Raw genomic sequence first — 19,585 nt, forward strand, 5'->3', positions numbered from 1 at the left:
AGGCTTAGAGCCCGACGGCGATGACTTCGCGACCGTTGTAGTGACCGCAAGCGTTGCACAGGTTGTGCGGGCGCTTGAGTTCACCGCAGTTGGAGCATTCGTGGAACGCTTCGACGCTGAGGGCGTCATGACTGCGGCGCATGCCACGGCGTGAGGGCGAAGTCTTTCTTTTGGGGACGGCCATCTCGGCACCTGTTCTTAGAATTGCGTAGTTTTGTTGCGGGCGCGATAGGGAAAACCGGTCCATCGCACAAGCCCTGTTTGCGGCAGGACCCGTACGCGGCGAAGGACGCCAGACAGACACGGGATTCGCCAATCACTGGGCGAAGGCGCGCCTATACGGATTTTCTGGTGCTTTGCAAGCGCGCCCGCGCTAGCCTCGGCCCCAGATCCCAGGACGGACAAACACAAGGGGAGTACCTGAAAGCATGCTTATACTGCCAATCACGCTGTGCGCGGCTGCGGCCGCGGCGGCGATCAACATCTGGCTTTCGATCCGTTGCGGCATGGTTCGCGCCGCCAAGAAAATCAGCATCGGCGATGGCGGCGACATGGACCTGATCGCGCGGATGCGGGCGCAGGCGAATTTTGTCGAGAACACGCCCATAGTGCTCGTGCTGATCGCGGCGGTCGAGCTTGCGCGGACCGGCAATCCTTACCTGATGGGCGCGGCGGCGGTCTATCTGCTGGGCCGCGTCGGCCACGGCATCGGCATGGACGGCGGGCCGCTGGGCTTCCTGCGCGGTGTCGGCACGCTCACGACCATGCTGACCCAGCTTGGACTTGGCGTCTGGGCGGTGTCGATCGCCTTGGACATGTGAGAGTTGCAGGGGTGGTGCAGCGACATGCCCACCCCCAGCCCCTCCTGCGTGCGGGAGGGGATATTCCTCAGCTCAGGGCATAATCGCTGACATAGGCATTGGTCTGGCGTTCACGGCCGAACGTGCTGTTGGGGCCGTGGCCGGGAACGAAGGTCACGTCGTTGCCGAGCGGCCAGAGCTTCTGCGTGATTGAATCGATCAGGTCCTGATGATTGCTCATTGGGAAATCGGTGCGGCCAATCGACCCCTGGAACAGCACGTCGCCGACGATTGCCACCTGCGACGGCGCGTGATGGAACACGACATGGCCGGGGGTGTGGCCGGGGCAGTGAATCACGTCGAGCTCAACTTCCCCTACGGTGACCTTGTCGCCATCGTTGAGCCAGCGGGTGGGCTCGAACACCTCGGCGGGAATGCCCCAGCGCTGCGAATCTTCATCGAGTTGCGCGATCCAGAAGCGGTCCGCTTCCTGCGGGCCTTCGATCGGCACGCCGAGTTCGCGCGCGAAAATTCCGACGCTGCCGCAGTGGTCGAGATGGCCGTGGGTGACGAGCAGCTTCTCGATTGTGACGCCGGTCATCTCGATCGCCTTGCGCAGTTTGTCGAGATCGCCTCCGGCATCGATGAATGCACCACGCATGGTCTTGGTGCACCAGACCAGCGTGCAGTTCTGCTGCAAAGGCGTGACGGGGATGATCGCGACCTTGAAGGGCGGCTGCGCGGCGGTTTGTGTGGCGGCTTCGGTCATGCCTGCCGATTTGGAGCGAAGGCACCGCAATTGCAATGCTTCGGTCCGGTGCCTAAGCTTGCCCGATGATATCGATACGCCCTTCCCTCCCTGAAGATGGCGAGCGAGCGCTGGAAATCTGGGCTTGTGCCGTGGACGCCACGCACGATTTCCTTTCAGCTGAAGACCGGCTGGCGATCGGCGCGGAAGTTGCGGACTTTCTTCCCGAAACGCCCATGACGCTCGCTGTAGATGCGAGCGACCGTGCCTTGGGCTTCATGATCGTGGACGATGGAAGCGTCGAAGCGCTGTTCGTTGATGCTGCCTGCCATGGCCAAGGGGTTGGCAAAGCCTTGATCGAACATGCAACCCGGGTTCTTGGAGCGCGGCGCCTTGAGGTCAACGAGCAGAACGCAGGCGCGCGCGGCTTCTACCGCCGGATGGGCTTTAGAGAGATCGGCCGCAAGGAGTTGGACAGCCAGGGGCGGCCCTATCCGCTGATCGTCATGGAATTGCGCACCTAGAGTCGGCCGCCTTTCCAGACGACGCGGCCGACCAGTTCGACCTCGTTCAGCAGGCGCTCCAGACGGGGATAGGCGGGATTGTCGGAGATGATCCGAACCATGCCGCCAGGGCCGGATTCGAGGCGCTTGACCAGCAGCACATCATCGAGCCGGATCACATGGATCCCCGCGCGCAAGGGGCGCGGGGTGCGGTCGACGAGGATCTCGTCACCATCGCGCAAGGTTGGCTCCATCGAATCGCCTTCGACTTCGATCACCGAGAGCATTGCCGGCTCGAGCCCCTGCCCCTTGAGCCAACGGTGATTGAAGCGCAGGCGGCCGGAGGGAATTTCCTCTGCCGGGAGCGTGCCGGGACCAGCTGACGCGCCCAGCGGCAGGCGGGGAATGTCAGCCCATTCGGCGGTAATGGCCCGAGGGGGTGTGACGCCACGCGGTGCCCCCTGCCCGGCGGTAATTACACCGCCGCGGGGAGAGGCACCAAGTTCGCTTTCCGGAACGCCGAAGAATTCGGCCAGCGTGCGGCGGTCATTCTCTTCGAGCTTGCGCGGGCTGCCCTTGCGGACGAATTGCTGGAGATAGGTCGTGTTCCGACCGATCAGCGCCGAGAGCGCCGAGAGGCTGACGCCGCGCTGCGTGGCAAGGCTGACAAGACGAGCGCGCGCGCCGTCGTCGGATTCGTTGTCTGCCGGGACCATCTTCGCCTTACTCCGATTTCGAAGGACTTTTCCTAGCATTGTAGGATTTGGAGATCAACATAGGAAAAATCCTATTTCGAGTCGTCTCCACGACTCCGCAGCTGGAGGTCAAGAAACGCCATGTTGCTTCGCAAGATCGAGAGCTTCCTTCGCCAGACGGGCATGCCGGTCACCAAATTCGGCCGCCTTGCCGCCCGCGATCCCCGTCTTGTCGGGGACCTGCGCAATGGCCGGGAGCCGCGTTCCGGAACGGTGGAGCGTATAGAACATTTCATGAACAACTTCGGAGGGAATGTCCATGCTGCTTGATCCTCACGCTTTCGAGACCAAGGCGCTTTGTGAAACCGTTCCTCCCCCGCTCACCCCTCGCCCGTCGACGGCCGAGCGCCTGCTGCGGGCGGTGCGCGAGATCAGCGGGCCGCATGCCGAGGTGATCAGCCATGACGAGACACCATGGGCGAGTATCACGTTCTCGGGTGCGCGGCATCGGCTGGTCCTGCGCTTTGCCGGCAGCGAGGCAGTTAGTGACGGTGAGAACTTCATCGCGGTCCTGCCCGAGCACGAGTTCAAGCTGCGCGGGCGTCTGGTGGCGGATGCCGCAGTGACCCGGGTGGACCACGAGATTCTGCCCGCGCCGCTCATGGAAGTGGAGTGCGAGATCCTGCTGCTTGACGAGGACTGAAGAGATCGGCGGGTGCTCTCAAGCGCCTGGACGCAAGGCACAAGCGCTCAAGGCACCCGCTCTCCTCTCCAACCGATCAGTTCGTCTTCGCGAGCAGCGGCGCCGGTTTGGCGCCGACCCACAGGCTCATGTCCACAGCGTTGGACACGCGGAAGACATCGCCCTTGCTGTTAAGGAACAGCTCTTCCATCTCCGGCCGCGTGAACGGGCGGGAGCCAAGGCGGCCGAAGACAGCCATCTGGCCGCCGGTCTCATCGACGCCGCGATCGCGATCCAGCCCCTTTGACAGAGCCAGGGCCGGTGTCGGTGTGCGAGCCCAGGCGATGAGCTCCGGCTTGGGTTCGGGCGAGAAGCCGTAGAAGTTCGGCTGGCTGGCGGGCGATGTAAGCTGCAGCACCTTCATCCCGTTCCGGCCATCGGCGACATAGGCGAAGAGCGAGGCGTTGGTCGAAGCGACGATCACGTCCTCGGCATCGTTCAGCTGCCCGTCGGCGGTATAGCTGGTGTAGATCGACGGGCGCGTTGGCGCGGTGATGTCGACGATGACCAAGCCCTGCGACTTTGCCGCGACATAGGCATAAGTGCGCGCAAGGTAGACGCGCCGAGCGTCGGCCAGCGGCACGGTAGCCGAGGGCACGGCCTTGGGCTGGGCGAGGTTGGTGATGTCCATCAGTTCGAGGCCATTGGCCGTCGTCACCCAGAGGTAGCGGAACTGCACCGCCGTGGCGCGGGGATCCCGCAGGGGCACGACCGAGGTGATGCGCGGATCGAGACAGGTCTCGCCGCCCTTCTTCTCGCTGACTTCGCACGGCTTCTGCGAAGACCACGGCTTGGGCAGGTGGACGGTGACCAGATTCCTGTCGGTGACAATGTAGGCATAGTCACCGGCCAGAGTGATATGGCGGGCACCGGTCAGCACGCCGTCCGGGTTGAAGGTCAGCGCGCGGTTGAAGAAGTTGTTGCGAAATTCGCCGTCGGCCAGCGTATCGACGTTGACCGCGATCAGACCTTCGACCGCATCGGTGATGAAGGCATAGCTGTAGATCGGCGAGAACGGCTGCTCCTGATTAAGACCGCGCAGTTCGGGCGTGTTGCGCGTGGGCGCAATCGACTGGTTGGTCGGCAGGGCCATGCAGGTCGCGTTGGTGGTGGCGACATGGGTATCGTGGCCCAAGGGCGAGAACGGCGCAGTGACAATGCGTTCCGAGAAGCCCTTGTTGCCAATCGCGGCGATGTCATAGGCGCGGAATCCGCCCTTGCCCTCGGCTACGTACATGTACTCGCCGCGCATTTGCAGGCAGCGGACCGCGTCCTTGGTGCCTTCCACCACGTTGGCGAACTGTTCCTGCCCGGTGGTTTCACCCGAAAGCTTGCCATCGACGATCTTGCCGCGGGTCCAGTTCTTCAGTTCGCGCCCGTTATCCTCGACGTGAGCTTTCCAGTAATCCGGATAGGCATAGCGATGCAGGTAGGAGCCGATCACCGCTTGCGGTTCGTCCCATTCGGTGACGCGGATAGCTTCGAAACCGCCGTCGAGACCGAACCAGGCATTCATGCCGACGAAGTTGACGTAGTTGGTGCCGAGCAAGAGCAATTGCGCCATCGTGGCGTTGTTGTCCTCGTCCTGGCTGACGTGGCAATCGGTGCACTGCTTGGTCTCGTTCTTGCGAACGGTGTGCGGGAAGTGCGGCGCGAAAGCCTGGGACGAGTAGCCGATCGAGGAAATCGGCGGCTGCTGCACGTAGATGCGTTCGCGGTTGATGTTGGTCGACGACAGGATCAGCGCCGAGGTCGAGCGGATCGGCGCGGTTATCGCCTTGCCCGAGACCGGATTGCCCGAGGCATCATACTGCACCGGATCCGAACCCGACGACTTGTTGCGCTGGTGCTTGCCCAGCTGGAACATGTCATCGCGCGCAACCTGGGGATTATAGGTCGCGTAGTTGCGGGTGTAGTCTTCCTCGTACTTGTGGGTGGCCGACTTCCAGTTCGCCTCGATCGGCAAATGGCAGCCGGCGCACGAGGTGGTCCACGACAGGTGACAGGTGAAACAGGCCATATCGTCGTCACGATGGGCGCGCGCTTCCTTGGCAACGCCGGTGCCGAACTTGTAGACCCCGTCGTCCGAGGCAGACTTTGCCATCAGCTTGGCGCGCGCGGCCTTGGGATTGAAGATCGGCTTGCCGGTGGCGTCCATCTTGCCGGCAAAGCGCGCGTCGACCGAATCCTTCACCAGGCTGACGCGCCACGACAGGTTGGGATCGATGATCGAGCGCTGGATCAGCACGCGACGGCCATCGGCCTCGTTGAACCATTCGAAGCGGCGCTGGCCATCGGCGTTGCGCAGCAGGGCAAGGTTGTTGCCCTTTTCAGGGGCCGCCATGTTCGAGGTCAGCAGCGTCGGGTAGTTGTCGGGCGTGCCATGGCAGTCCTTGCAGCCGATCTCGACCGCATTGGCAACCTCGCCATAGATCATGCCGTTGCCGTGGCTGTCCTGCGAGAAGTGGCAATCGGCGCACTGCATGCCGATCTGGGCGTGGATGTCCATCATGTGGACGGCCTTGCCGGGATTGCTCTCACCCGGTTCGACGAACTTGCCCTCTCCGGCCTTGCGGAACTTTTCCGGATCGTCAGGCGAGATGATGTGCGCCTTGTCGGTGCCGTAGGAGGACATATCCCCTTCATCGTCGAGCAGGTTGCCGCGACGGTCGCGCTTGAGGATGGCGCGGAAGTTCCAGCCATGGCCGTGATAATCGGCAAACTGGGTGCGTTCCAGCTTGTCGTTCAGGTCATAGACGTTGCGCAGGAATTCGACGTCGCGCCAGAGGCCGCGGGTGGACGCGCCCTCAGGATTGCGGTCCAGCACTTCGCGCTGTTCGTCGATGTTCGGGTAAAACTGCTTCTTGAACGTCTTTGCGTAGTCCGCATCGGACATGCTGGCAGGTTTTGGCGCGCGGTTCTCAGGCCCCGGCCACATGCTCGGCGCGTCGGATTCGTAGTCCCACATCGTGTAGCCGAGGTAGGAGTTCAGGAAGATGTTGGGCTGGTGCATGTGGCAGTTCATGCACTGCGCGGTCGGGATGGCGCGGGTGAAGGCGTGGACCAGCGGGTGGCCGCGTTCGCGATCCTGCATGGCGACAGGGCCAGCGCCTTCGTGCGCATCTTCGCCATGGGCATCCTTCTTCGGGTGCCCCTTGGCGTCGAGCCCGGCCATGGCGTGGGCCGAAGCCTGGTCCATCTTGTCATGGTCCATCGAGCCATGCGGCGCGACGCCCTTGCCGGGTGAATAGACCAGCTGTTCGGCCGAGGTGATTGCGCGGGCGCAATCGCCTTCCATGTCGGCCGATTGTTCGGGATCGGTCCGGTCGCCGCCGAGATAGGCGCGCTTGCCGCCGAGCACGGTGCCGCGCACCTTGTCGTGATGCTCTTCCTTTTCGGCGTCGTAGGAGCCGTAAGCGCCCTTGCGGTGCTGACCTTCGCGCAGGGAATTGATCGTCGGGTCGGCAGTGATGGTCTGCCCGTCCCGCCCGCACTTGCCGTAGTTCAGCGAGTGGCGCGGTTCGCGGTCATTCGCATAGATGACGTGGCACGCCGCGCAGCCCGAGGAGCGATAGTCGCCCGGCTGATCGTTGGTGCCCATCTGGAACAGGAACGGGTCATTCAGGCGCGTCTTGTGGATGTTGAGCACCGGGATGGCGACGCGCAGGCCCGTGGCAGGGCCGCGGTTGGACTGCTTGAGATCAGGACGCCCCGGTTCGTCGAGGCGCTGGATCAGACCTGTGGAGTTGGGCAGGCCGATTTCGGGGAACTGCGGGTTGATGGTGCGACCGCCGTCCTCGAACACGCGGAACACGTCGCCCGGCGGAATCGTGTGCCAGCGCGGCAGCGGATACATGACCGGCAGCGCGCCGCGCGCCTTTTCCTTCGGCGTGACCGTGCCCCACATCGGCTTGCCGTCCGCACCGATCTCCTTCGAGGCCGACTTGAGCAGGGCAGGCTCACCATTGCGGGTGAAGCTTTCACCGAACATGTAGTTCTTGAAGGGGACAATGCCGTTGTTATAGGCCGCCCCGCCCCACAGCATCGCGCCGGTGGACATCAGCGAGCGTTCGGATGCCTCGATGATCTGCATGTGGCAGGCGCCGCAGGAATCACGGGCGACGCGATAGTCCGACGGATTGACGAAGCGGATGAACTCGGGGCTTTCCTTGCCCAGGAGCGCGTAGGAACGCTTCGGGTTGGCTGAGGAAGGCCAGCCCCATGCCGCCGGGTACTTCGGCAGGACGTGCGCGTCCTTCATGGCCGCGACATAATCGATCGAATTGCGGTTCCATGACCGGTCCGCCATGACCTTGGTGTTGCCGCCGTGGCAATCGGCGCAGGACAGCACCACGGCCGGGCTGGCGTGCATGGTGCGATGGTCGCTCTTGGTATGGCAGCTGACGCAGCCTGCGTTCTGCTTGTCGACGTAGGCCCACTGTTCCTCGACGGTATCACCGGGCTGGCCGCGCGGCGCAGCAGGGGCGCGGGTATGCGTGACCTTCTGGGCTTTCTCTTCACCCGAAGCGTAAAGGGCGCTCGGGATCAGCAGCACGGCAAGTGCCGCGGTCAGCCATGCCAGCGAGAGTTTGCGGAAGCTGCGCGTGTCGGTCATGGGCTGGGTCATCAGAAGGCCAGAGTCGCGTTGGCGAGGACGGAATAGAAGCGGCTTGCCTTGCCCATCTGGGCGAAGAGATCGTCAAAGCCCGCCCCCGGATCGAGCACGGCGCCCGAAAGGCGGAAGACGAGGTTCTGCGAAGCGTTGGGCCGCCAGATTGCCGAGACGGAAGCATCCCAGCCAATGTCGCGGGGGATCGAACCCTCGTTGCGCAGGACTTGCAGCACCTTGGTGTTCTCGAACCACAGGTGGTTGACGTTGGTCGAGACGCGCACGGTGGGCGTCAGATCGAAATCGGTGCCGAGCCCGACGAGCATGGTGCCGGGATTAGTGAAGTTCGACTGGCCCTGCTCCTTCGATGAGCGAAGCGAGTTCAGGATGCCGTTGCGACCGTTGACCGAGATATTGCGGCCGCCGCCTGCGAAGGGAATCGTCTGGCGGATCCAGTAGCTGGTATCAGCGCCGGCAAACTGAGGATTTTCGAAGATGGCATCGAAGCCGCCTTCAGTCTTGTCATAAGGATCGCTGTCGCCACTGGCCCAAAGGCCCGAGAGACGAACGCGGGTCCAGTCGAAATCGTAGCTCACTTCGGCAGCGGCCATGAATGCCTTGATCTCGGCCGCGCGGCTGGTGAGGAAGTTATTCCGGTCCTCACCCAATGCGGCATAGGCCTGCGCGGTGATGTTGAGGCGACCGATATGGCCGTCAGCCGCGTAACCCAGATAGACAACGTCGTACTCGCGGCCGCGCAGATCGCCAATCAGGGCGGGCCGGACCGGGAAGCCGTTGGTGTCGACCGTGATCTCGTTGCGTTCACGATTCATGTTGTAGGTGACCGAGACCTGGCTGGTCAGGCCGACAAAGGGAAAGTCCTGGCGATAGAGGTTCGCCATGAACACCCAATCGTTGCGCGGCGCCCGGCTGACATCGTTCAGGCCCGAATTGGTTTCCTTCTCCAGCCGCCAGAACGCGGCGAGATTGAACTGCACGCGGTTGTTGTCACGGTTGCCGAAGAGGCGCACGCCCAACTGGTTGTCGTTGAACAGGAACCCGCGAAAGTCCGACTGCATCGGCTGGATGCCGGCACGCAAGGAGACGAAATCGTAGCGCTTCGTATCAAACCGGCCGATGTGGTAGTCGATGAAGGCTTCCTGCAGGCCAATGAAACCATCGGTGCGCCTGGTGCCCTTTGACGGTTCAACGAACAGGACGCGCCGCTCCGGCACCTGAACGTGGTTGAGGTTCGCGGCGACGGCGATGCGATACTCGATCACCGGCGGCTTGTAGGCCGTCATGCCCTTGAGCAGGGAAAGGCTGGCGATGAAGGTCTGTGACAGGACCAGGCTGTGGCTGCGACCGAAGGTGTCAATCTCGCCGGGGTTGGTCGTCGTCTGGTTGCCAACCGGGATCGGGAAACTGCGCGGTTCGACCACGGTATCGGAAACCGCGCCCGCCAGCAGGTACCAGTCATCCCCCTTCAGGAAACCGGGACGCTTGCCGCGCGCAAGCGGACGATCACCCTTCAGCAGGTTGTGATGAAACGGATCGAGCTGCGAATGGCAGACATATTCGAGCTTCGGAAATAGCGTGTAGAGCGAGCGGTCCTTCTTGCCGGTTGCCCTGTCCTTCTGCGGGCAGAGCGACGACATGATGCGCCAGCGGTCAGGCAGGGAGACGTCCAGACCGAGATCGCCCACAGATCCTTCGCCATCGTACTTGTCGTAGAAGGCTTCGGGCGGCGGGGCATTGACCGCACCGGGATTGTCCTGCTCGACCTTCTCGGGAAGCTGCTTGTTGAAACCGGGCCGGCGGCGTCCATCGATCAATGCGCCGTCGGCGTCGGTCTCGCCACCGGGCAACGGCGCCTTGCTGTCAACCGTCGGCGCTTGCTGGGGTTCGGCAGTTCCTGGCGCCGATCCTGACGCGTCCTGCAAGTAGAACGTCAGCGGCGCCGGCTGGACATGCGGCGTGGTGATGCCGAGGACCGGTGCGAGAAGGAGAGCGACCTGCTGCATCACTTGCCCTCGCAGACATTCTGGTCGGTGGTGTCGAGGAACGGCGCGAAGGGACAGTTCACATAGCGCAGGCGAACGCCCTGCCCGACCGGCACGACGATGGTATCGGCGCGGATTTCCTTTGGCGCGTTACCGATGGTGCCCGCCTTGGCACCGCCATTGTGCGTTCCGAGGAACGCGATCATGTCGTCCTGATCGATACCGTCACCGGAGATGCCGATAGCGCCGACCAGCTTGCCATTGCGGTAGATCGGAACCGAGCCGGGGAAGATCTGGATGCCATTGGCCAGCCGCTTCTTGCCGGTCGGTGTATCCGGCACTGCAGTGCAACGCTGCACGACATCGCGCGCGTTGAGTGAGCCTTCGACGAAGACCGCGTGCTGGAGCAGGTTCGCTTTGACCAGCGCGATCTGCAGACCGGTGGCAAGCGGACTGAAATCGGTGATCGGGCGCGAGAACGGGCCGTGGGGACGCCCTACCTCGCCATCCGGGAAGAACGGACGCGACAAGTTGCCGCCGGAACGGTCTGCAAAGGCGATCTTCCCGGTCAACGCAGTCTGATCGCCGAGGAAATCGCGGGCGCGCTGAACGAAAGCCGGGATTTCCGCATCGGTATTGGCGAGAAGCTGTTCGGCTGCGACCGGGTTCGAGAAGAAGGCTGCGGTGCGAGCCTTCTGCAGCGACACGTCGATACCGAAGATCGGTGCATCCGGGCCGCGGACCAGGCCGAGCACTTCGCCATAAGTATCGACAACAGAAATCGAGACCTGTGCGCGGCTGTCGAGCGGGCGGCGGATCTGCGCGCGGGCGCGCGTCATGATCGTGAAGGCTTCTTCCAGCACGGCACGCACTTCGGCCGCAGTCAAAGGCGTGCCGACCGCAGCAGAATCGGTCCCGGGCTTGATGGGATAGCGGTTTACGCCAGAACCGTTGCTGAGCACGTAGGCATCAGCAAGCGAGAACTCGCTGGAAGTGGCACGGCGAATGCCGCTCGCTTCGGTTCCATAGGGTGTTCCGGCGAGAACCGCGGTTCCGTCATAGTAGCCACGCACCGGGATGAGAGTGCCAGCCGAGTTGTTGATTGCGGAAAAGCTGGTTTGGAGCGGGTGAAGGCCTTCGACCCGCGCATCCGCAAAGCGCAGGGTGGAACCATCCACCGGGATGCGATCGGCGCGAATTTCAGCCGGCGGTGCGAAGCCCTGAATGCCGGCGAGCGCCATGAATTCTTCAGGATCGCCATCAACATCGGTCACATCGGGATCGTAAGCGTAATCGCCGTCCGCCATCACGCCGATGCCGCCAACGACGACTCCGTTCTTGTAAAGTGGCAGTCCTCCCGGATCGGCGGCGAGCCCCAGCGGAGCGCGCTTGGGACCGATGAAGGCCCCGCTCCCGGCGTTGCCCGTTGCGAAGCGGGCGGAAAGGTCCGAACAGGGCAGCTGGCTGAACTGCACGCCGAAGAGCGGGCCGGATTCAAGCCCCGGCGTATTAGGCGCCGGCGGGAAATGCTCCTGCACGATCATGCTGGCCGTGCGGGTGGAAAAGGCGTTGCCGCTCGACGAAAGGTACGCAGCGGTGACAGCCTTCGAAATGGCTCCCATCGTCGCTTCGACCTCAAGCCCCTGCGCGTCGACTTCACGCGGCGAAATCTCGCCCGTGGCGGTGCGCGGGCTGATGATCATCCGCGTTGCCGCCCCGTTCATGCGGAAAACGGCCAGGACGTTGCCGACACGATCGACCACTGCGATGATTGCCGGGTAGTTGAGCGCCTTCGCCTCTCCCACCGCCTGCGCAATGATTTGCTGGACTTCGGCCGCAGTCAGGGCTTCCTGCGCGGGATCGGCGAAGAAGCGCGAAGACGATGTCGGGGTAGGCGTCGGCGTAAATGTCCCGCCCGAGCCTGAGTCACCGCCGCCGCACCCAGACAAGGTGAGAGAGAGCGCGAGTGCGACGGCGGTAGTCTGCCGGAAAGCCAACGGCATGCGCATCAGCGAAGGCTCCGGATGGATCGTACCGCGCTGCCCAGAGCGCGGCGGAATGCGAGAGGCTGGAAACCGTTCGGATCACGCACGGCGGCATAGGCCTGGTTGATTTGCACGCGCAGACCGCTGGCGGAACCTGCTGAAACCATGCCTTGATTGACGAGACCGTTGAGCAGCGTGTCGACTGCCATGACCGACTGCACCGCGCCTTCGTAATCGGTGTAGCGTTCGCCGATGGCGTCGCTGGCAATCGAATCCATGATCGCGAAGGTCTGCTCCCGCGTGAAGCTGGCAGAGGCGAAGCGCGCAGAAAGCGCATCGGCAGACTGGCGCAGTGCCTGGGCCGCGGCGACGGTTTCGGCACGGTTGGCCAGCATCGCCTTGTGGAAAGCCTTGGCCCGTGCGTCGAACGTGGCAGCGGCATCGGGCGCGATGACACGTGCCGCGGCCAGCAGCATGATCATGTTCTCGTCGTTATACGGTGGCGTGCCGAGATCGATGGGGCGGCCGGGATTGCGGATTGCCGTGACGTTTCCGTCCTCACCGTCATAAATGCGGCGGTGGCAGGAGTGGCAATCGTAGAACGTGAACTCGGGGAAAATGCCATCCATGGCGCGAGCAGGCTGGCTGTAGAGTTCGAGGCTGCGCTTCACGGCCTCAGCCTGCCCCACGGCCCACATGCGCATCGAGTTGGTCTTGCCGCCCTTGCGCTGAACGTAGTCGGCGTCCTCATCATGGTGCTGCTGGAGCGTGGTAAACAAGTCCAGCTCGAACGAGATGCGCGGGTGGCCAGCGGCCATGATGCGATGGGCGATGAATTGCCCCCTGGCGTCGCCCGAGAAATGGCAGTCAAGGCAGACCTGCGCCTTGACTTGCGGGCGGGTCAGATCGGTCATGCCCTGGGCGACGTTGCGGGCGTGGCTGGCGCCGACGGTGTAGTGGGACGAGAGCCAGCCACCCGAGGCGCCGTGGCACGCTTCGCAATCGACGCCATCGGAAGGACGCGCCGAACCCGGCGAGGCGTGGCAACCGGCACATTCACGCTGAACGCCAGCCGCATCGAGCCCCATCCGCCTGACGATGGCCTGCCCGCGCGGTTCCTGGATCACGCGCCATGCACGGCTGTGCGCACCCGAGGGCGAGGAATCTTCCTGCCAGCGCATGAGCTCGTCCTGCCGAACGACAGCGCCATCGGCGACGCTGCGGCCATGGCAGGTAGAGCCTGCGCATGACGCGACACCGACGTGGCCGCGCAGCACCGCCGGAGCGGTCCCTTGAGCCTGCAGCGATGGTGAAACCAGGGACGACACACCAAGCGCGGCTCCGGCCATGGCAAGGCAGAACGCCATCGCCATGGCAGCGGAACGCGGTAGGGCCCGGCAAGTTGCCGCGAGCTGCCTGATTCGCAAGATAGTACCCAGCATTGCCCCTCGTCCCCACCGGCCCTGCGTATCGCGCGGCTTTTGCCTTGTGCGATAGCTCTTGCCGGAAGTGCTGCAATGCGACCCCGTTGAACTTCAGGTTAGGACACTCTTACCCCTTGGTTCAAGTGGCTAATCAGAAACTTTGGAAACATATCGGAAAGACTGGCATCTTTCTGCATCGGAAATCACTTCCTGCGGATGACCATGTTCCGGATCTCGGACATGTCTTCCATGGCGAAGCGGATTCCTTCACGGCCCAGGCCGGAATCCTTGACCCCGCCATAGGGCATGTTGTCGACGCGATAGGAGGACACGTCGTTGACGACGATGCCACCGACGTCGAGCCTGTCCCAGGCGTCCATGACCTTGTGGATGTCGGCCGTGAACAGACCAGCCTGGAGCCCGAACTTGCTGTCGTTCACTTCCTCGAGCGCGGCATCCCAATCCGTGAACTTCGACAGGATGACGACGGGACCGAAGGCCTCTTCGGTATAGACGTCCATATCGCGGCTGCAGCCTTCGAGCAGGGTGGCTTCGAGCATGTTGCCGTCGCAGCCACCGCCCGCGAGCAGCGTGGCGCCACCGGCGACTGCAGCGTCGATCCAGGTCTTGAGGCGCTGGGCTTCCTTGGCCGAAATCATCGGACCGATGAAGGTATCGCGGTTCTTGGGGTCACCAGACTTCAGCGTCTTGACCTTGGCGGCAAGCATGTCGCGGAACTGGTCGTAGATGTCGGCGTGGATGATCACGCGCTGGACGTGGATGCACGACTGGCCGGACTGGTAATACCCCCGAAGATGATGCGGGCCAGCGCGTGTTCGAGATCGGCGTCCTTGTCGACCACCACGGCTGCGTTGCCGCCGAGTTCGAGGACGACCTTCTTCTTGCCCGCCTTGGCCTTGAGTTCCCAGCCGACGCCCGGCGAGCCGGTGAAGGACAGGAGCTTGAGCCGGTCATCGGTTGTGAACAGATCGGCGCCATCGCGGCTGGCAGGCAGGATCGAGAATGCGCCTTCCGGCAGGACATCACACTCCGCCAGCACTTCGCCCATGATGATCGCGCCCAGCGGGGTGAGCGACGCGGGCTTCATCACGAACGGGCAGCCCATGGCAATGGCGGGGGCAATCTTGTGCGCGGCGAGGTTCAGCGGGAAGTTGAAGGGCGAGATGAAGCTGCACGGACCGATCGGCACGCGCTTCCACATGCCCATGTAGCCCTTGGCACGGGGGCTGATATCGAGCGGCTGGACTTCGCCGTAGTTGCGCGTGGCTTCTTCGGCGGCGATGCGGAAGGTGTCGATCAGGCGACCGACCTCACCTTCGGAATCGGCAATGGGCTTTCCGGCCTCGACACACAGGGCATAGGCCAGTTCGTCCTTGCGCTCGGCAAAGCGGCGGACGCAGTGGTCGAGCACGTCGCGCTTCTCGTAGGACGCCAGCTTGGCCATGGGTTCAGCCGCGCGGACGGCACCGGCAATGGCTTCATCGATCACGTCGGGCGTGGCGAGCGCAGTGCGGAAAGCGACTTCGCCGGTGAACTTGTCGGTCACCGCAAGATCGGTGTTCGGCTGCACGGCCTTGTTGTTGAGATAGAGCGGGTAGACGTCCTTGAGCTGTGACACTTGATAACCTCCAACGCCATCCCGGGGCTGACCCGGGATCCCGCTATTTATCGAACCGCCGCAGGGGGAAAGCGGGACCCCGGGTCCAGCCCGGGGTGACGACATGATGAATCGCCTGAACCCTAAAGTGCCTTGGACAGTTCCTTGATATCCTTGTTGAGAATCTGGTCGTTCTCCGAATAGTCGACCGGACAATCGATGAGGTGGACGCCCGGCGTATCGCGGCAATGGGCGAGCAATTCCTTGAGGTGTTCGGAACTGGTGACGCGATGCCCGTGCGCGCCGTAGCTTTCGGCGTACTTCACGAAATCGGGGTTGCCGTAGGTCAGGCCGAAGTCCTCGAAGCCCATATTGGCCTGCTTCCAGCGGATCATGCCATAGGCGCTGTCGTTGAGGATCAGCACGGTCAGGTTGAGACCAAGGCGGACCGCGGTTTCCATCTCCTGGCTGTTCATCATGAAGCCGCCATCGCCGCAGATCGCCATGACCTTGCGCTCGGGATAGAGCATCGCGCTCATCATTGCAGAGGGCAGGCCAGCGCCCATCGTGGCCAGCGCATTGTCGAGCAGCACGGTGTTGGGGTGGTAGGCCGTGTAACCGCGCGCGAACCAGATCTTGTAGACGCCGTTATCGAGGCAGATGATCGCGTCCTCAGGCAGGGCATCGCGGATCTGCTGCACGAGGTGCGGCGGGAAGATCGGGAAGCGGGCATCCGCCGCGAGCGGTGCGGTGTGGGCAACCTCGGCGGCGCGATAGGCCAGCATGTGATCGAAGTTCCAGGCCGGGTTCGGCTCGACCGCTTCCTTCATCTGCCAGATGGCGTTGGCGATATCGCCGATCACCTCGATGGCGGGGAAATAGACCGGATCGACCTCTGCCGTCTTCGTCGAGACGTGGATGACCGGCGTGCCACCTTCACGCATGAAGAACGGCGGCTTTTCGATCACGTCATGGCCGACGTTGATGATGAGGTCGGCATCCTCGACCGCGCGATGGACGAAGTCACCAGCGGAAAGCGCGGCACAGCCAAGAAACTTCGGATGCCGTTCGTCGATCACGCCCTTGCCGAGCTGTGTGGTGAGGAACGGGATACCGGTCTTCTCGACAAACTCGCGCAGCATCTTCCCGGTCATCTTGCGATTTGCGCCCGCACCGATGACCAGAACCGGAGCCTTGGCATTCTGCAGGGCGTGCACTGCCTGTGCGACCGATTTGGCATCGGCGTTGGGGCGGCGGACGAGACTGCGCTTGAGGGGGACGGAGTCGGTGTGCTCGTCGGCAATATCCTCGGGCAGTTCGATATGCGTTGCGCCGGGCTTCTCCTCCTCGGCGAGGCGATAGGCTTCGCGCACGCGGCTGGGGATGTTGTCAGACGAGGCCATCTGATGGGTGAACTTGGTGATCGGCCCCATCATCGAGACGACGTCGAGGATCTGGAAGCGGCCCTGCTTGGACTTCTTGATCGGCTTCTGGCCAGTGATCATCAGCATCGGCATGCCGCCAAGCGTGGCGTAGGCCGCAGCCGTGACGAAATTGGTTGCGCCCGGCCCAAGCGTCGCGATGCAGACGCCCGTCTTGCCGGTGTGGCGGCCGTAAGTGGCGGCCATGAAGCCGGCACCCTGTTCATGGCGCGTGAGGATCAGCTTGATCTTCTTCGAGCGTGACAGCGAATCGAGGAAATCGAGATTCTCTTCGCCCGGAACGCCGAAAATGTATTCGCAGCCTTCTTCCTCAAGGCACTCGATGAACAGGTCTGACGCCTTCTTGCCTTCGGCCATTTTTGGTCGCTCCATAAACGGGAACGCGCGGCCAAGGCTGCGTTACCCTCCCCAACTCGGATGCGACCACAGGGCAAGTTCCCGGCGCGTGTCGTTATGGCCCCCGCGCCTGCCCTTGCCCGCATGGCTATCAAAGGTGCGCGCCGCTGTCACGCCCCGCCGTCAATAGCCGAGCGAAAGATCGACCTGCGGCTGGAGCGGCTCGCCTGCGCGGAAGCGGGCGAGGTTCTGGAGAAAACGCGTGACCGAACGCTCGAACATCCGGGTCTGCGCACGGCCGGATAGATGGCTGGTGATGTGGGCATTGGGCACGTCCCACAGCGGGTGATCCGCCGGCAGGGGTTCGGGGCTGACGACATCGAGGAAGGCGTGACCCGGGCGGCCTTCCTTCAGGCCCGCAATCAACGCTTCCTGATCGACGACGCTGCCTCTTGCGACATTGACCAGCGTGGAGCCGGGCTTCATCGCGGCAATCTCTGCCGCGCCGATCATGCCTTCGGTTTCGGGCGTGGCGGGCACGGCGAGGATCACCCAGTCGAAGGTGCCGAGCTGACTGCGCCACTCGTCGGGACCGAGCGTGCCCTCTCCCTGCGACCGTCGTACCTTCACCACGTCGACATCGAAGCCTTGCAGCATGCGCTCCACCTTCTGGCCGATGGCGCCATAGCCAAGGATCAGCGCCCGGCTGCCGGCGAGTTCGACCTTGCCGGGACTGTCGAGCAGCCATTCGTGCCGGTCCTGCGAACGCACGACTTCGCGGTAGCCCTTGGCCACGGTGAGCATGCCCATCACGACATATTCGGCGATGGTGATGGCGTTGATGCCGGTACCGTTGGTGAAGATCACGCCGCGTTCGCGAAGCACATCCAGAGGGAAGAAATCGACGCCGGCATAGACCGAGTTGAGCCACTTGAGCCGTGTCGCCAGCCGGATCGCCTTGTCCATGCCGCCGGGCTGGTAAAGGTCGAACCAGCCGATCTCCGCCTCGGGAGCCAGGCCGAACAATTCCTCGGCGCTGCGGAAATAGCGCGGCTCGACCCAGTCGGGCAGGTGCGGCTCGATCAGCGGCGCTGCCATGGCGTTCATCACGAGGACGGTCATGCTTAACTCTCTCCCGAAAACATTTGCGAGAGACTTAGCCTATCGATTTCGGATTGAAACCCGTTCAGACGAGCTTCCATTCCCAACCGAGCGGGTCACCGTCCATGACCTCCACGCCCTTGGCGGCAAGGTCATCGCGCAGGGCGTCGGAGCGGGCGAAGTCCTTGTCCGCCCGCGCGGCCTTGCGGGCTTCGAGAGCAGCTTCGATTTCCGTCTCCGCGATCTCGACACCCTTGGGTTTGAGGCGAAGCGCCTTACGATCGAGCGACAGCAGACCGAGACCGAGCACGGCGTCCATCGCTGCCAGCGCGGCGAGCTTTTCCGAGGTGTCGACCTTTTTCAGCGCGAGCACTTCTTCGAACACGGTAAGCGCGACCGGGGTGTTGAGATCATCCGACACAGCTGCATCGAAGCGTTCGAGGAAGGGCGTAAAGCGCGGACCGGGCTGGGCTCCTCCCTCCCCGGCCCGCTCCTTGAGCTGGCCCACTGCAATCAGCATGCGCTTGAGGCGCGTGAGAGCGGCAGAGAGCCCTTCCCACGAGAACTCCAGCTCGCTGCGATAATGGGCCTGCAAGCACATCAGGCGGTAGGCCAGCGGCGAGTAACCCTTGTCGATCAGAAGCTGCAGCCGCAGGAACTCGCCGCTGGACTTGCTCATCTTGCCGGAGCGTTCGACGAGGAAGTTGTTGTGCATCCACACCCGGGCGCCGGAATTGGCGGGGAGGTCCAATCCGTTTGTGCAGCAAAATGCCTGGTTCTGCGCAATCTCGTTGGGGTGGTGGATCTCGCGGTGGTCGATGCCGCCGGTGTGGATGTCGAACGGGAAGCCGAGCACTTCGCCGGACATGACCGAGCATTCGAGATGCCAGCCCGGAGCGCCCTTCCCCCACGGCGAATCCCACTCCATCTGGCGCTTCTCGCCCGGCGGGGTCTTGCGCCAGATCGCGAAATCGGCAGCGTTGCGCTTGCCTTCGACGGCCTCGATCCGGCCCTCGCCGTCTTCCGTTTGGGCGCGGGCAAGGCGGCCGTAGTCGGCCACGGTCGAGACATCGAAATAGAGGCCGCTGTCAAGTTCGTAGCAGTGTCTGGCCGCGATCTTCTCGGCAAAGGCGATCATCTGCGGGACGTATTCGGTGGCAATGGTCCACCGTGCCGGCTGGCGGATGTTGAGCGCCTTTACGTCCTCCCAGTAGGCCTGGGTATAGTGCTGCGCGATGTCCCAGATCGACTGCGCCTGCGCCCTGGCCATCTTCTCCATCTTGTCCTCGCCATCGTCGGCGTCGTCGGTCAGATGGCCGACGTCGGTGATGTTGATGACGTGGGTGAGCTTCAGGCCCTTGAACGACAGCGTGCGACCAAGGATGTCGGCGAAGACATAGGCGCGCATGTTGCCGATGTGCGGGTAGTTGTAGACCGTCGGCCCACAGGAATAGACACGCGCCTCGCCTGCGTGGACGGGCTGGAATTCCTCAAGCTGGCGCGTCAGGCTGTTGAACAGCTTGAGCGGTGCGGAGGGCGCGAAGGGAGCGGGGCCGTGGACTGACATGGATCAGCCATT

At 63.3% G+C, this 19,585-nt stretch carries 14 protein-coding genes and 1 pseudogene; 3 read left to right on the forward strand and 12 right to left on the reverse strand.

Annotation, left to right across the window (positions count from 1 at the left end; genetic code table 11):
* Positions 1–4: 4 nt before the first annotated feature.
* Positions 5–184 carry a 50S ribosomal protein L32 gene (gene rpmF / locus C7W88_RS14830; RefSeq protein ID WP_039331452.1) on the reverse strand — a complete coding sequence of 60 codons (180 nt, stop codon included), beginning with the start codon at positions 182–184 and terminating at the stop codon, positions 5–7.
* Positions 185–428: 244 nt separating this feature from the next.
* Between rpmF and C7W88_RS14835 the strand changes: the two genes are divergently transcribed.
* Complete coding sequence (locus C7W88_RS14835) at positions 429–821, forward strand: MAPEG family protein (RefSeq protein ID WP_118074128.1); 393 nt, start codon at positions 429–431, stop codon at positions 819–821.
* 67 nt (positions 822–888) lie between these two features.
* Here C7W88_RS14835 and C7W88_RS14840 read toward each other — a convergent pair whose 3' ends face one another.
* Positions 889–1,569 carry an MBL fold metallo-hydrolase gene (locus tag C7W88_RS14840; RefSeq protein ID WP_118074129.1) on the reverse strand — a complete coding sequence of 227 codons (681 nt, stop codon included), beginning with the start codon at positions 1,567–1,569 and terminating at the stop codon, positions 889–891.
* A 65-nt stretch (positions 1,570–1,634) separates the two neighbouring features.
* On the opposite strand from C7W88_RS14840, the gene C7W88_RS14845 reads away from it, so the two are divergent.
* On the forward strand, positions 1,635–2,072 hold the full coding sequence (locus C7W88_RS14845; RefSeq protein WP_118074130.1) for an acetyltransferase: 438 nt from the start codon (positions 1,635–1,637) through the stop codon (positions 2,070–2,072).
* On the opposite strand, the gene C7W88_RS14850 is transcribed toward C7W88_RS14845, so the two are convergent.
* Together C7W88_RS14850 and C7W88_RS24825 are read right to left on the reverse strand one after the other, a co-directional pair.
* A complete protein-coding gene (locus C7W88_RS14850) occupies positions 2,069–2,767 on the reverse strand; it encodes a LexA family transcriptional regulator (RefSeq protein WP_118074131.1) in 699 nt (232 codons plus the stop codon). The genes C7W88_RS14845 and C7W88_RS14850 overlap by 4 nt on opposite strands.
* Positions 2,768–2,875: 108 nt before the next feature.
* Complete coding sequence (locus C7W88_RS24825; protein ID WP_162896075.1) at positions 2,876–3,067, reverse strand: hypothetical protein; 192 nt, start codon at positions 3,065–3,067, stop codon at positions 2,876–2,878.
* On the opposite strand from C7W88_RS24825, the gene C7W88_RS14860 reads away from it, so the two are divergent.
* Entirely contained in the window at positions 3,066–3,449 is a 384-nt protein-coding gene (locus tag C7W88_RS14860; RefSeq protein WP_118074133.1) for a hypothetical protein, read from the forward strand. The two genes, C7W88_RS24825 and C7W88_RS14860, sit on opposite strands and share 2 nt — an antisense overlap.
* A 76-nt stretch (positions 3,450–3,525) precedes the next feature.
* Here C7W88_RS14860 and C7W88_RS14865 read toward each other — a convergent pair whose 3' ends face one another.
* From C7W88_RS14865 to cysS, 8 genes and pseudogenes are all read right to left on the reverse strand, one after another.
* A complete protein-coding gene (locus tag C7W88_RS14865; RefSeq protein ID WP_240344696.1) occupies positions 3,526–8,103 on the reverse strand; it encodes an LVIVD repeat-containing protein in 4,578 nt (1,525 codons plus the stop codon).
* A gap of 11 nt (positions 8,104–8,114) precedes the next feature.
* Entirely contained in the window at positions 8,115–10,121 is a 2,007-nt protein-coding gene (locus tag C7W88_RS14870; RefSeq protein WP_118074135.1) for a hypothetical protein, read from the reverse strand.
* Positions 10,121–12,109 (reverse strand): heme-binding protein, encoded by a 1,989-nt coding sequence (locus C7W88_RS14875; RefSeq protein WP_118074136.1) that lies wholly within the window; start codon positions 12,107–12,109, stop codon positions 10,121–10,123. Before C7W88_RS14875 ends, C7W88_RS14870 begins: the two co-directional genes overlap by 1 nt.
* Entirely contained in the window at positions 12,109–13,458 is a 1,350-nt protein-coding gene (locus C7W88_RS14880) for a cytochrome c family protein (RefSeq protein ID WP_240344697.1), read from the reverse strand. Before C7W88_RS14880 ends, C7W88_RS14875 begins: the two co-directional genes overlap by 1 nt.
* Before the next feature lie 254 nt (positions 13,459–13,712).
* Positions 13,713–15,148, reverse strand: a pseudogene (locus C7W88_RS14885) (aldehyde dehydrogenase family protein).
* A gap of 122 nt (positions 15,149–15,270) precedes the next feature.
* Positions 15,271–16,926 (reverse strand): acetolactate synthase large subunit, encoded by a 1,656-nt coding sequence (locus C7W88_RS14890; RefSeq protein ID WP_118074138.1) that lies wholly within the window; start codon positions 16,924–16,926, stop codon positions 15,271–15,273.
* A 162-nt stretch (positions 16,927–17,088) separates the two neighbouring features.
* On the reverse strand, positions 17,089–18,027 hold the full coding sequence (locus C7W88_RS14895; protein ID WP_162896076.1) for a D-2-hydroxyacid dehydrogenase: 939 nt from the start codon (positions 18,025–18,027) through the stop codon (positions 17,089–17,091).
* A 64-nt stretch (positions 18,028–18,091) separates the two neighbouring features.
* Positions 18,092–19,573 carry a cysteine--tRNA ligase gene (cysS, locus tag C7W88_RS14900; protein WP_118074139.1) on the reverse strand — a complete coding sequence of 494 codons (1,482 nt, stop codon included), beginning with the start codon at positions 19,571–19,573 and terminating at the stop codon, positions 18,092–18,094.
* Positions 19,574–19,585: the final 12 nt, after the last annotated feature.

The sequence above is a fragment of the Novosphingobium sp. THN1 genome (assembly GCF_003454795.1).
In the GTDB taxonomy this organism is placed as follows: domain Bacteria; phylum Pseudomonadota; class Alphaproteobacteria; order Sphingomonadales; family Sphingomonadaceae; genus Novosphingobium.

What these genes read in the sequence shown, in the direction of transcription:
- C7W88_RS14895 (WP_162896076.1), bottom strand. Translation starts at nt 18,027, where the DNA reads ATGACCGTCCTCGTGATGAACGCCATGGCAGCGCCGCTGATCGAGCCG.
- C7W88_RS14835 (WP_118074128.1), top strand. Translation starts at nt 429, where the DNA reads ATGCTTATACTGCCAATCACGCTGTGCGCGGCTGCGGCCGCGGCGGCG.
- C7W88_RS14865 (WP_240344696.1), bottom strand. Translation starts at nt 8,103, where the DNA reads ATGACCGACACGCGCAGCTTCCGCAAACTCTCGCTGGCATGGCTGACC.
- C7W88_RS14875 (WP_118074136.1), bottom strand. Translation starts at nt 12,109, where the DNA reads ATGCGCATGCCGTTGGCTTTCCGGCAGACTACCGCCGTCGCACTCGCG.
- C7W88_RS14880 (WP_240344697.1), bottom strand. Translation starts at nt 13,458, where the DNA reads ATGGCGATGGCGTTCTGCCTTGCCATGGCCGGAGCCGCGCTTGGTGTG.
- C7W88_RS14860 (WP_118074133.1), top strand. Translation starts at nt 3,066, where the DNA reads ATGCTGCTTGATCCTCACGCTTTCGAGACCAAGGCGCTTTGTGAAACC.
- rpmF (WP_039331452.1), bottom strand. Translation starts at nt 184, where the DNA reads ATGGCCGTCCCCAAAAGAAAGACTTCGCCCTCACGCCGTGGCATGCGC.
- C7W88_RS14890 (WP_118074138.1), bottom strand. Translation starts at nt 16,926, where the DNA reads ATGGCCGAAGGCAAGAAGGCGTCAGACCTGTTCATCGAGTGCCTTGAG.
- C7W88_RS14845 (WP_118074130.1), top strand. Translation starts at nt 1,635, where the DNA reads ATGATATCGATACGCCCTTCCCTCCCTGAAGATGGCGAGCGAGCGCTG.
- C7W88_RS24825 (WP_162896075.1), bottom strand. Translation starts at nt 3,067, where the DNA reads ATGGACATTCCCTCCGAAGTTGTTCATGAAATGTTCTATACGCTCCAC.
- C7W88_RS14850 (WP_118074131.1), bottom strand. Translation starts at nt 2,767, where the DNA reads ATGGTCCCGGCAGACAACGAATCCGACGACGGCGCGCGCGCTCGTCTT.
- cysS (WP_118074139.1), bottom strand. Translation starts at nt 19,573, where the DNA reads ATGTCAGTCCACGGCCCCGCTCCCTTCGCGCCCTCCGCACCGCTCAAG.
- C7W88_RS14870 (WP_118074135.1), bottom strand. Translation starts at nt 10,121, where the DNA reads ATGCAGCAGGTCGCTCTCCTTCTCGCACCGGTCCTCGGCATCACCACG.
- C7W88_RS14840 (WP_118074129.1), bottom strand. Translation starts at nt 1,569, where the DNA reads ATGACCGAAGCCGCCACACAAACCGCCGCGCAGCCGCCCTTCAAGGTC.